Annotated in this window: 10 protein-coding genes; 6 read left to right on the forward strand and 4 right to left on the reverse strand. The window is 40.7% G+C overall.

Annotation, left to right across the window (positions count from 1 at the left end; genetic code table 11):
• Window positions 1-5 precede the first annotated feature (5 nt).
• Window positions 6-1,550, reverse strand: coding sequence for an acyl-CoA carboxylase subunit beta (locus HDF25_RS12370; protein ID WP_184625103.1), 1,545 nt, complete (start codon window positions 1,548-1,550; stop codon window positions 6-8).
• Between the two features lie 42 nt (window positions 1,551-1,592).
• Window positions 1,593-2,825, reverse strand: coding sequence for a porin (locus tag HDF25_RS12375; protein WP_184625105.1), 1,233 nt, complete (start codon window positions 2,823-2,825; stop codon window positions 1,593-1,595).
• 185 nt (window positions 2,826-3,010) lie between these two features.
• Here HDF25_RS12375 and HDF25_RS12380 point away from each other — a divergent pair, with 185 nt between their 5' ends.
• The 3 genes from HDF25_RS12380 (at window position 3,011) to can (ending at window position 5,722) form a co-directional block, all read left to right on the forward strand.
• A complete protein-coding gene (locus HDF25_RS12380) occupies window positions 3,011-3,352 on the forward strand; it encodes a hypothetical protein (protein WP_184625108.1) in 342 nt (113 codons plus the stop codon).
• Between the two features lie 73 nt (window positions 3,353-3,425).
• A complete protein-coding gene (locus HDF25_RS12385; RefSeq protein ID WP_184625110.1) occupies window positions 3,426-5,021 on the forward strand; it encodes a SulP family inorganic anion transporter in 1,596 nt (531 codons plus the stop codon).
• Between the two features lie 5 nt (window positions 5,022-5,026).
• Window positions 5,027-5,722, forward strand: coding sequence for a carbonate dehydratase (can, locus tag HDF25_RS12390; protein ID WP_184625112.1), 696 nt, complete (start codon window positions 5,027-5,029; stop codon window positions 5,720-5,722).
• 46 nt (window positions 5,723-5,768) lie between these two features.
• On the opposite strand, the gene pruA is transcribed toward can, so the two are convergent.
• Window positions 5,769-7,397, reverse strand: coding sequence for an L-glutamate gamma-semialdehyde dehydrogenase (gene pruA / locus HDF25_RS12395; protein ID WP_184625114.1), 1,629 nt, complete (start codon window positions 7,395-7,397; stop codon window positions 5,769-5,771).
• 94 nt (window positions 7,398-7,491) lie between these two features.
• On the opposite strand from pruA, the gene lpxK reads away from it, so the two are divergent.
• The 3 genes from lpxK to HDF25_RS12410 are packed head-to-tail and all read left to right on the forward strand — an operon-like array spanning window position 7,492 to window position 11,352.
• Window positions 7,492-8,550: a tetraacyldisaccharide 4'-kinase gene (lpxK, locus tag HDF25_RS12400; protein ID WP_184625116.1), complete on the forward strand. Its 1,059-nt coding sequence runs from the start codon at window positions 7,492-7,494 to the stop codon at window positions 8,548-8,550.
• Window positions 8,522-9,337 carry a purine-nucleoside phosphorylase gene (locus HDF25_RS12405; RefSeq protein ID WP_184625118.1) on the forward strand — a complete coding sequence of 272 codons (816 nt, stop codon included), beginning with the start codon at window positions 8,522-8,524 and terminating at the stop codon, window positions 9,335-9,337. Before lpxK ends, HDF25_RS12405 begins: the two co-directional genes overlap by 29 nt.
• Window positions 9,337-11,352: a putative porin gene (locus tag HDF25_RS12410; RefSeq protein ID WP_184625120.1), complete on the forward strand. Its 2,016-nt coding sequence runs from the start codon at window positions 9,337-9,339 to the stop codon at window positions 11,350-11,352. The genes HDF25_RS12405 and HDF25_RS12410 overlap by 1 nt, the downstream gene beginning before the upstream one ends.
• A 15-nt stretch (window positions 11,353-11,367) precedes the next feature.
• Here the strand turns inward: HDF25_RS12410 and HDF25_RS12415 are convergent, their stop codons facing one another.
• Entirely contained in the window at window positions 11,368-12,630 is a 1,263-nt protein-coding gene (locus tag HDF25_RS12415; RefSeq protein ID WP_184625122.1) for an asparagine synthetase B, read from the reverse strand.
• Between the last annotated feature and the right edge of the window lie 175 nt (window positions 12,631-12,805).

Here is a 12,805-nt window from a genome sequence, read left to right on the forward strand (position 1 = left end):
TTTTTTTACAAAGGGATATTTCCATGTTTTTTACGTGGATTATTTACCACTTTGTTCTCGAGCATTTTAAACGCGCTGATTAACCGGGAGCGGGTACTGGCCGGTTCGATAACTTCGTCTATAAAACCACGTTCGGCAGCACGGTAAGGATTGGCGAAAATCTCTGCATATTCCTTTTCTTTCTCTAACAGTTTGGCAGCCGGATCGGCAGCACTGCTGATTTCCTTTTTGAAGATGATTTCAGCAGCTCCTTTAGCACCCATTACAGCGATCTCGGCAGTTGGCCAGGCGTAGTTCATATCCGCACCAATATGTTTGGAGTTCATGACATCATAAGCACCTCCATAGGCCTTTCTGATAATTACTGTAATTCTAGGTACTGTAGCCTCACTGAAGGCATAAAGTAGTTTTGCCCCGTTTTTGATAATTCCATTCCATTCCTGGTCTGTGCCGGGAAGGAAACCCGGGACGTCTTCAAGGACCAGTAACGGAATATTGAAACAATCGCAGAACCTGACAAAACGGGCAGCTTTAACAGAAGCATTATTGTCGAGTACACCAGCAAGATAGGCAGGCTGATTGGCCACAATACCAATACTTCTTCCTGCGAGCCTGGCGAAACCGACCACAATATTTTCTGCAAAATCTTTATGAACTTCGAGAAAACTACCCTGATCACTCAGCTGATCAATAACACCTCTTACATCATAGGGCTGATTAGCATTCTCCGGAATAATCTTATTCAAGGATGGTCTTGATTCCTGCTGATCCGGTTTATAAGCCAGCAGGGCAGGAGTTTCCTCGCAATTCTGCGGCATATAACTCAGCAATTGTTTGATATGATTAATGGCATCCAGTTCATTCACACAGGAGAAATGGGTAACCCCGGATTTTGTAGCATGTGTACTGGCGCCACCCAGTTCCTCGGAACTTACTTCTTCGTGTGTAACTGTTTTAACCACATTGGGGCCGGTTACAAACATATAGGAAGTGTTTTCTACCATCAGAGTAAAATCTGTTATGGCAGGAGAGTAAACTGCACCTCCGGCACAAGGCCCCATAATGGCTGAAAGCTGAGGGATAACACCGGAGGCCTGGACGTTCCGGTAAAAAATATCAGCATAACCTCCTAATGAAACTACACCCTCCTGTATACGGGCTCCACCGCTGTCATTTAAACCTATTAAAGGAGCTCCTGTCTTTAAGGCCATTTCCATGATCTTGCATATTTTTTCTGCATGGGTCTCAGAAAGTGAACCTCCGAATACGGTAAAATCCTGAGAGAAAATATAAACAAGCCGGCCATTGATATTTCCGTAGCCGGTAACCACACCATCTCCCGGATATTTTTCGGTCTCCATCCCGAAATCGGTACTGCGATGGGTGACAAACATTCCTATTTCCTGGAAAGAACCTTCATCCAGTAAAAAGTGTATACGTTCTCTTGCGGTTAATTTACCTTTTTTGTGCTGACTTTGTATTCTTTGCGGACCTCCGCCTTCCTGTGCCTGTTCAATTTTATCCTGTAGTAACTTTATTTTATTATCCATGGAATTAAGCTCGTTTGGTTTTCAGTTTTATAAATGTATAAATTACCAGCGATATTGTAAACGTGTGGTAAAGACATCATCTCTGATATCTTTTTGATAAGCTGTTAACTGGGTGGGAGCGTTGACTACATGTTCATTATAAATGGTAAGTTTCAGTCTGGAATTAAATGTATAAGCAAAGCCATAGCCTAATGTACTGAATTTAATATCACCAGCTGTGGTATTATTATCCAGGCCAATCTGATTTTCACTGATTTTACGGTTGGGATCATATACGTCATAAGCGATTAAAACATTGACCTTGCTGTCTGAAATCTGCTGGGTAAACCAGATATAATAACCCAAAAACTTTCTAAGGTAAAGATCTGTAGCTGGCTGGATAGAAAAGCTCTGGCTGGCCAGTGTCCCGCTAACTGTACTGGAAGCTGCTACACCGGGCTGTATTCCCGCTACGTATTCTGCTTTCAGGTTAGTCTGTCCAAATGTATTGTCATACTGGAGCTGGATGTTGCCACCATAGTAGTTTCTTTTGAGGTTAGACCCCTTGATTTCGGGACTGGTGATTTTTGTAAAACCACTGCCGTTATCGGCATAGTAAGTATCTGTCGCACTGCGGACGCTACCTTTATAAACTGACGCACCAAAGCTTACATGTAATTTTTTGTTGGCCAGACTGTCAAATTTAAAGGAAAGGTTACCGATAAGATCTTTTTTAGAGTCATAATCTCTGGCTGTGAGCCCGCTTCCGTTAACAACAGCGAGGTCTGCAGTCAGGAAACTGAGTGCTTTGACAGGTTTGTAGCTTAACATAGCTCCAATGTCACGCTCACGGGGCATGAGGGTCTGAAATACTCTTGCACGTTCAGGAAAATCCCTGTATCCTGAAGAATATACAATGGAGTAACCAAATGGCCTGTTAAACAGACCTGCGGTTAGCTGTAGTCTTTTGTTGTCAGGTTTATGCAATTGGATGAAGGCATCCATTAGCTGTACGCCATTCTGGGTAGCATCAAGCTGAAAGACGATGCTGGAATATTTATCTACCCGGTCAATCTTAAGACGGCCTCTGCGGATGATGAAGCGGTTATCTGAATTTTCAGCGAAGTCTCCGCCTGAAAAGGAGGAAATACCGGGTGATTGTGCTTTCTGGAACTGTGTCTGCAGATATCCTGTGATCTTGATATCATGAATATCATAAGAAGAAGGCTCATTATTACTCTGGCTAAAGACCAGTAGCGGGTAACATAAAATCAGGGTTAGCAGATTTTTTTTCATTAATAGGGCAGGTTTAGAAATTGCGAAAGTACATTAATGCTAAAATAATACGGCATCTAATTCCATGATATTTAGACCGGAACCTTTGTTTCTAAAACTTAATTACATTTTTTTTACACATTTTGTTGCTGATAAGTCGTTCCTGGTATTACTTTTGGTGAAAGTAAAGCTGATCACCAAAGAAAATGCTCCTTAATAAATATCGTGTACATATAGTCCTTGCTTTCTTAAGCATTTTCGTTGTGAAGATGTTTATTTCTGCTGCGCCTGTATTTGTCGGTGATATGGATAAGAATACGATCAAAACGGTTATTCTTCAGTTGGAGCAGGAGCATAGCTCAGATTGTGATTCAGGGAAATCTGTCCTTAAATTTATTGATTACAAACCTATTGACTTTCATAATACCTATACTTATGTTCCGCTGTTAGTGGATTTTGGTATCAGGAACTGTTATATTGATCATTTTAAACGGTATGTAAATCCCTACCATCCCTCTGTTCCCACGCCGCCGCCTAACTTTAGCTAATTTTATAGATTATAGGTTAAGTCATTGATTTAACCACGTTTAAATTTTATAAAGAATAATTAGCAGGAATGTTATGCAGAATGGAAACTCAATCCCCTCAAGGGCTGGATTGAAGAAATATATCTTAAAAAAGAATTTAAAACGCGATTTACCTTCCAGTATTGTCGTGTTTTTGGTAGCCCTGCCTTTGTGTCTGGGTATTGCCCTGGCTTCAGGTGCCCCTTTGTTTGCTGGTTTGGTTACCGGTATTATAGGCGGAATAGTAGTGGCTAGTTTCAGTGGCTCGCAATTGAGTGTCAGTGGCCCTGCAGCAGGTTTAACTGTTATTGTGTTAGGTGCTATTGCACAGCTGGGCAGTTATCAGGTGTTTTTACTGGCTGTGATGCTTGCAGGCGTAATGCAGATTTTACTCGGCCTGATTAAAGCCGGGACTATAGGCAATTATTTTCCTTCAAGCGTAATTGAAGGAATGCTCGCTGCTATCGGACTAATCCTGATTTTGAAACAACTGCCGCATGCATTAGGTGTTGACAAAGATTTTCTGGATGAAAGTTTAAGTGGAGGCCATATGTATTCGGTTGTCTTTGACGCTTTGAAATTACTCAATCCCGCGGCTATCATTATTACTGTACTTTCTATTGCTATCCTGCTGATCTGGCCTAAATTCAAAAAACTGAGTGTTGTACCAGCTCCTTTGCTGGTTGTTGCACTGGGTATTGGAATGACGCTTGTTTTCCAGCAAACTGGTTTAGCTTTAAAAGCAGAGCAGATGGTAAAGATCCCGGTAGTTAGTGGCTGGGCGGAATTTAAAGGTTTATTCAATATGCCTGACTTTTCGGCCATCGGGAATAAAGATGTATGGGTCGTTGCATTGACTATTGCGGTTGTGGCAAGTCTGGAAACTTTGTTAAGTCTTGAAGCTGTGGATAAGATTGATCCTGTTAAACGGGTTTCTCCAACCAACAGAGAGCTGATGGCACAGGGGATTGGAAATATGACAAGCGGTTTGCTTGGCGGCTTACCAATGACTTCTGTAATTGTACGAAGTTCTGCGAATGTGAATGCAGGAGGAAGAACAAAAGTTTCAGCTATCTTACATGGCTGCTGGCTGTTGTTATCTCTCCTTTTTATTCCGGGACTGATTAATATGATTCCGCTGGCTTGTTTAGCAGCGATCCTGTTGGTAACAGGTTATAAACTGACAAGGATCAGTTTATTTAAACACATGTACCATAAGGGCTGGGATCAGTTTGTTCCGTTCTTTATTACAGTAGTGGCTGTTCTACTGACTGACCTGCTTAAAGGGGTAGCAGTTGGTATGTTGTTATCGGTATTCTATTTACTGAGGACCAATATGCGGAATCCATTTTTTTACAAAATTCAGGAAGAGGGAAATAAGAAGAATCTGAGAATTAAATTGGCTGAAGAAGTTTCCTTTTTAAACAAAGCAGCCATTCAGGTTGTATTAAATAAGATTCCTCAGGAAACAAACGTTATTATTGACGGAAGTAATTCCAGATACATTCATCCGGATGTGCTGGAGACAATTTTTAATTACAAGCATAATGCTTATACAAAGGGGATTGTAGTTACCTTAGTGGCTATAAAGGAGCATTATATAGTACCCCGTATTACTGACAAAATTATTGAAGATATTCATAAAATATAAATATTATGTGTGCAAAATCAGAACAACATTCTCACGAAATAACTTACGAAGGCTTATTACAAGGTAATAAGGACTGGGTAGCAACAACTTTAGCTGAGGACCCTACATTTTTTGACCGTCTATCAGCAGGCCAGAAGCCACCTATTCTATGGATAGGCTGTTCGGACAGCAGGGTACCGGCGAACCAGATTACCAATACCAACCCTGGTGACATCTTTGTTCACCGTAACATTGCCAATGTAGTTGTACATACAGACATGAATATGTTAAGTGTACTGGATTACGCGGTAAACGTACTGGAAGTTGAACATGTTATTGTTTGCGGACACTATGGTTGCGGAGGCGTGGAAGCCGCTTTAGGTAATAAACAATACGGAATTATTGATAACTGGCTGAGAAATATAAAAGATACTTACCGTTTGCATTATCATGAACTGGACAGGATCACAGATGATAAAAAACGTGCAGCCAGACTTGTTGAACTGAATGTGATAGAAGGGGTCTTTAACCTGACTAAAACTTCTATTGTTCAGAACAGATGGCAGAATGGTAAAAAACTGGGTATTCATGGCTGGGTATATAGTCTGGAAACCGGATTAATCAAAGATCTGGGCGTGACTACAGAATCCAATGATCATATCTCATCAGTATTTAAGATAGCTGATCCTAGCAAAGTGATAGCTAGTGAGTCTAAAAAATAATAATCATAAAAAAAGCCGGTTAACACCGGCTTTTTTTATGATTTGATTATCCCATAAATGGGTAACGGTAATCCTTAGGCGGATCAAATGTTTCTTTAATAGTGCGCGGGGAAGCCCAGCGTAATAAATTAATCATTGAACCTGCTTTGTCGTTTGTACCTGAACCTCTGGCGCCGCCAAAAGGCTGCTGACCAACAACAGCACCTGTACATTTATCATTGATATAGAAGTTACCTGCTGCATTACGTAAAGCATAAGAAGCTTTATCGATAGCATAGCGGTCCTGAGCGATCACCGCACCTGTAAGTGCATAAGGTGAAGTCGTATCTATAATTTCTAAAACCTGATCAAAATCGGCATCATCATATACATATACACTTAAAACCGGTCCGAATAATTCTTCGCACATGGTCGTGTATTTTGGATCTTCAACGACTAAAACTGTTGGCTCTATGAAGTATCCTTTAGATTTATCATAGTTTCCACCAGCAATAATTTCTACGCCTTTATCGGCTTTTGCCTGGTCAATATATTTAGCCAGTTTAGTGAAAGAACGATCGTCGATTACTGCGTTGATAAAGTTTCCAAAATCTTCTGTTCCACCCATTTTGAAGGTAGCCAGGTCACGAAGCATCAGTTCTTTAATTTTTGGCCATAAACTTTTAGCAATGTAAGTTCTTGAAGCAGCGGAACATTTTTGTCCCTGGTATTCAAAAGCACCACGTAAGATCGCTGTGCTTGAAACTTCTGCATCTGCAGAACTGTGAACCAGGATGAAATCTTTTCCACCGGTTTCTCCGACAATGCGTGGGTAGGTTTTGTATTTATGAATGTTTGTACCAATAGTTTTCCAGATGTTCTGGAATACTGCAGTAGAACCAGTAAAGTGAATACCTGCGAAATCAGGGCTGTTGAAGATAACTTCTCCTGCTTCAGGACCATCTACATAAACAAGGTTGATTACACCATCAGGTAAACCAGCTTCTCTGAAAATCTCCATCAGTAAATTAGCTGCATAAACTTGTGTGTCTGCCGGTTTCCAAACGACAACGTTACCCATCAGGGCAGCTGAAGTTGGCAGGTTGGCTGCGATAGCCGTAAAGTTGAAAGGCGTCAGTGCGAATACGAAACCTTCTAAAGGACGTTGTTCAACTCTGTTCCATACTCCTTTTGGTGAAACAGGAGGTTGTTGTTTGTAAATATCAGCCATATAACTTACGTTGAAACGTAAGAAATCTATCAGCTCACAAGCTGCATCTATCTCTGCCTGGTAAGCATTTTTTGACTGACCAAGCATGGTAGCAGCATTTAATTTATAGCGGTACGGGCCTGAAATTAATTCAGCTATCTTTAAAAAGATTGCGGCACGTTGCTCCCATGGCAGGTTTTCCCATTGTGGTTTAGCAGCTAATGCTGCATCAATTGCCTGTTGTACATGAGTTTTGTCGCCTATGCTGTATTGTGCTAAAACGTGTTGGTGATCGTGCGGTGGAGTAACCTTTCCCTTTTTATCAGTATGGACAGCTTTGCCACCGATATACATTGGAATGTCACCTTTTTTTGAACGTGCTTCAGCTAAAGCAGCTTTCAATAATTCACGTTCTTTACTTCCTGGCGCGTAACCTAAAATAGGCTCGTTCTCAGGTGTTGGTACGTTAAAAAATCCTTTGAGCATGATATAATATTGTTGTTTGTACAAAGATAGTTTTTTATTTTATTGCCAATCAATCCATTCTATTATATGATATTCTTATTTTTGAATCCTTAGTATGATAAAATATATCCGATTACTGTTACTGCCCTTTTCTGTTGTCTATGGTATAGTGGTTATTCTGCGGAATAAGTGCTATGACCTGGGGCTTTTCAAATCTACGCGGTTTGATCTCCCGGTTATCTGTGTGGGCAATCTGGTGGTTGGCGGTTCGGGAAAGAGCCCGGTGACGGAGTATCTGGTGCATCTGCTGGCCGGCTATAAAATTGCGATTTTAAGCAGGGGATATGGCAGGGAGACTAAAGGGTTTTTATATGCGGATGAAACTGCAACTGCCAGGTCTATAGGAGATGAACCTTTACAGTTTTATCATAAATTTCCGCAGATAACAGTTGCTGTCTGTGAAGATCGTGTAAAAGGAATTAATCGGTTAAAACAAGATCATGATCTGATTTTACTGGATGATGCCTATCAGCACAGAAGATTGAATCCCGGGTTTAGTATTTTATTATTCGAATTCCAGAAATTAGTAAAGCCACAGTTCCTGTTGCCCGCAGGAAATATGAGAGAACCTTTTGGAGGATATCAAAGAGCTGACGTTTTATTAGTCACGAAATCTCCTGAGGGGATCAGTATGACACAAAGAAATGAGTGCAGCAGGAAGTTTGGAAAAGACGCCGGAGATAAACTATTCTTTTCTGGTATCCAGTACCGGAATCTTACCGGTCTTTTTACCGGGGAGCAGCTGAACGCTGAAGTCCTTGATTATAAAAAGATATTTTTGCTGACAGGAATTGCTAACCCCAAACCATTGCTGGATTACCTGGGGCAATTTTCTGCTTCTATTATACATCATGATTATCCTGATCATCATTCATTCAGTTCGGGAAATTTGAGTAAATTGGTAGAGGCATTCAGGCAGGATCCTGCAAAAGAAAAGATTATTATCACAACAGAAAAGGATGCGCAGCGTTTATTTGATGTTACAATCAAAGAATTACTGTTAGATTTGCCTGTATTTTACCTGCCGATTAACATCGTTATTGAGGCAGACCACAAAGATAAATTTGATCAAAAGATATTAAAATATGTTTCAGACACTACACGAAACCGTTGAGTATATAAAGTTAAAAACTAATGATTTCCAGCCGGAAATCGGGATTGTTCTGGGAACCGGACTGGGTGGTTTGGTGAATGAGATTGAAGTTGAATTCAGTCTGATGTATTCCAATATTCCCAATTTTCCTATTTCAACCCTTGAATTCCATTCTGGAAAGTTAATCTTCGGTGTACTGAATGGTAAAAAAGTGGTGGCTATGCAAGGCAGACTGCATTATTATGAAGGTTATTCCATGCAGCAGATCACCTTTCCTATAAGAGTGATGAAAGCACTTGGAATTAGGAACCTGTTTATCTCTAATGCAGCAGGTTCTTTAAATCCTGCATTTAAGAAAGGCGACCTGATGATTATTAATGATCATATCAATCTGCAGCCGGAAAGTCCTTTACGCGGAAGAAATGATGCGGATATGGGACCAAGATTTCCGGATATGAGCCAGCCTTATCAGAAAGACCTGATTAAACATGCACTGGCGATAGCTGAAGAAGAAAAGATCACTTGTCACCAGGGAGTTTATGTGTCTGTGACAGGACCAAACCTGGAAACCAAAGCGGAATATAATTATTTGCGTATTATCGGTGGAGATGCAGTAGGAATGAGTACTGTTCCCGAGGTTATCGTTGCCAACCATATGAGTATTCCTGTTTTTGCTGTTTCGGTATTAACCGATGAAGGATTTACAGATGTGCTGGTTCCGGTCAGCCTGGAAGAAATACTGGCTACAGCGAGATTGGCTGAGCCCAAGATGACAAAAATATTAAGCCAGCTAATTCTTTCTTTATAATGTATAAAACCATTGTTTTATTTCTTTTGAGCTGCGTCTTGTTTGGGGCACAGCAGGCTATTGCCCAGGATCTTAAAACTTCAGTGAACCAGAATAAAGAGTTGGATTCCTTAAGAAATAAACTGGAAAACAGTAAGGACTCTGTTATTTTTACCTCCAGATTTGTCCGTTATACCACACTTAAATTAACGAAAGACAGTATTCAGACTTTAGCACTGGATACCAGTTTAAGAGGGATGCAGAATTTCAGTCCGATTGCACAGCCAAGGAGACCAACGATCAATACGGGTAATATCGGCCTTGCTGCAAAAGATCTCTTATTTGTGCCTTCAAAAACGATAGGTTTTGATCCTGGTTTCCATTCCCTTGACTGGTATGCGATGGGGCCAGATGATATCAAATATTATCAGGCAAGGACACCATACAGTAACCTCTATTACGCAGGACAATATAGCGGGGATGCAGAACAGCTTTTCCGGGTGCTGCATTCTCAGAACATTAAGAAAAATTTCAATGTAGGTGCCAGTTATAACCGGATAGGGGCTAACGGACTTTACCAGCGTCAGAGAGGGGATGTGCTGAACGGTACATTCTGGAGCTGGTACACTTCACCAAATAAACGTTATACCTTATTTGCCAATGCTATTTTTAATACGCTGAAGGCTTATGAAAACGGATCTATTACAAACACGGATATCTTTGGAAATAATAATCTCTCTATAGACAGGATGTCTCAGACAGTACGTTTAAGTACAGCCAGGCAGATCTACAGAAAGAATACATTTTTCTTAAAGCAGATGTACTTTGTCGGTCGTATTGATACGCTGGATCAGGAGATCACCAAAAAGGTTTTGCCGACGAATAAAATCACCTATACCATTAGATACGATAAGGATTCCTATGCTTTTCAGAAAAATGAATCTGATGACCATACTGTTTTACCTGCCGGACTGAATGATCTTTCCTATACCAATGACAGTACCTCAGTACAACATATTCAGAATGAATTTATTTATAGTTTCTTTCTTCGTGGAAAGTCTAAATCTGTGATTAAGAATGAATTGAAGATTGATGCCGGGATACGCCACGATTTCTATAATTATACGCAGCTGGTAGGGGTTCCACCTCCTCAGCAATACTATTCCAAGTACACAAAATCATTTCAGAATGTGACGCTGCTGGGTTCTGCGGGTTACAGATTCAGTGACCGTATAGATCTGAATTTTGATGTCCAGCAGATATTCCAGGGCAGACAGGCAGGTGATTTCCTGTATGAGGCTAAAAGTAATGTGATGGTCAGTAAAAACCTGGGAAGGATAGTTCTGGGAGGATATATTCAGAATAAATCGCCGGAGGAAATTTATGACACTCATTACGGGAACCATTTTCAATGGAAAGACAACAATTTTAAAAGAACAAAAACAGTCAATCTGTCTTTTAAGTACATCAATGAGAAACTTGGACTGGAAGCTGGTGCAGAGTACTTCCTGATCACAGACTATTTGTATTTCCTGCAGGCAAATCCGTCCGTAGATTCCCTGACGATTGCACCGGTACAGAATACAGGAAATATCAGTCTGTTAAAGCTGACTGTTGGGAAAAAACTGACTTATGGCAGATTTAACCTCGATAGTTATATCGTCTATCAGAAAAACAGCAAACCGGATATCATGCTGACGCCCGAATTCTATACTTTCAACAGCTTGTATCTGAAACAGACTTTCTTTAAAGTTTTAAAAGCTGAATATGGTTTTGACGTGAGGTATAATACAAAATATACAAACTATTCTTATTCGCCTGCTGTAAGCCAGTTTTATGTCGGCAAGATGGATAAGTTCGATTCTTACCCTATCGTAGATTTCTGGATTAGGGCAAGTTTGAGAAAAGCCAATATCTTTCTTAAATATGAATATGCCAACCAGGGATTACAATCCAAAGGTTATTATACCGTAAACAGGTATCCTATGCCTGACAGGTTATTCAAAGTAGGGTTGAGCTGGAGTTTCTATGATTAAGAGCCAGTTTAAACATCAGGTTTTCTGATGTTTTTTCTTTGCTGCCGGAAACAGGACATTATTCAGGATTAAACGGTATCCCGGTGAATTGGGATGCAGATTTAAATCTGTCGGAGGATCACCTACCAGATGCTGGTAGTCCTCCGGATCGTGACCACCATAGAAGGTAAACTGCCCTTTTCCTATATCTCCATGCAAATAACGTACCTCGCCTGCCCCTTTGTTTTCACCCAGTACTGTAATACTCGACTTCAACAGGCTCTTTCTGAATGCGGTGGTCTGGCCCATGAAGCCTTTGATCACCCTGTCATGATCCTGGGTAAGGATGGTGGGTACAAGATCTGATTTGGCGGAGAATTCAAATAAGGTGAAATAATCATTTTCCTGGGTCAGATTCCGGGTTTGTGTGACATCAATGTCGGATAGTTTGTAATTAGCAGGATTCAGATCCAGTTTGAAATCTCTAAAGGCCAGGGTATTGTTGTAGTTCAGTTTAGACTGGGCATTCGGATCTTCGGCATCACCATCAAACATGCTGGCACAGATATCTACCCCTTCTGCCGAGAGTGCAATGTCAAAACTGTCAGTAGCCGAACACATTGCAAAGAGAAAACCTCCGCCAGCACAGAATTCCTTCATCTTTTTGGCAACGGCCAGTTTCATCTGTGATACCTTGCTGAACCCGTTCCTTTTTGCTGTTGCTTCCTGGGTTCTGACATCGTCCCGATACCAGGCAGTATTCTGGAAAGCGCTCCAGAAGCGGCCATACTGACCGGTGAAATCTTCGTGATGAAGATGCAGCCAGTCGTAACCACTTAATTTATCTTTTAGAACTTCGTCATCATAAATGATATCATAAGGGATTTCTGCATAGGTCAGGACCATGGTCACCGCATCATCCCAAGGTAATTTACTTTTAGGGGAATAGACGGCGATTTTAGGGGCTTTCTCCAGTTTGACCATTTCCATATTGACCTCAGGGTCATTGATCTCATTGAGGATAGCAGTTACCTTTGCGTCAGGAATGACCTGATAGGATACGCCTCTGATCTTACATTCGTCTTCTACAGGCTTACTGTAACTGATCAGGAAACTTCCGCCCCTATAGTTGAGCAGCCAGCTTACTTCTGCTTTTTGTGTGATACTCCAGTAGGCAATGCCGTAGGCTTTAAGGTGGTTTTTCTGATCTTCATCCATATTGATGAGAATCGATGAAGCCTTCACCACAAGGGTCAGTACGAGGAACAGGAGTAACAGAAAGCCCTTTTTCAGAATCATAAGCAAAGAAATCTTTACGAATTTAGTTAGTTTATCAACAGGAATTACAATATTGTGGATTGATTTTTTTCTTTAATTAAACGTGAAAATCAATCATTATATATACATTTATAGGTCAGATGGAGTTTGAAATCTTTATCTAGTCATTTCAATTTACTAAATTTGGCGATTACAA

This window comes from Pedobacter cryoconitis (assembly GCF_014207135.1).
GTDB lineage: Bacteria > Bacteroidota > Bacteroidia > Sphingobacteriales > Sphingobacteriaceae > Pedobacter > Pedobacter cryoconitis_D.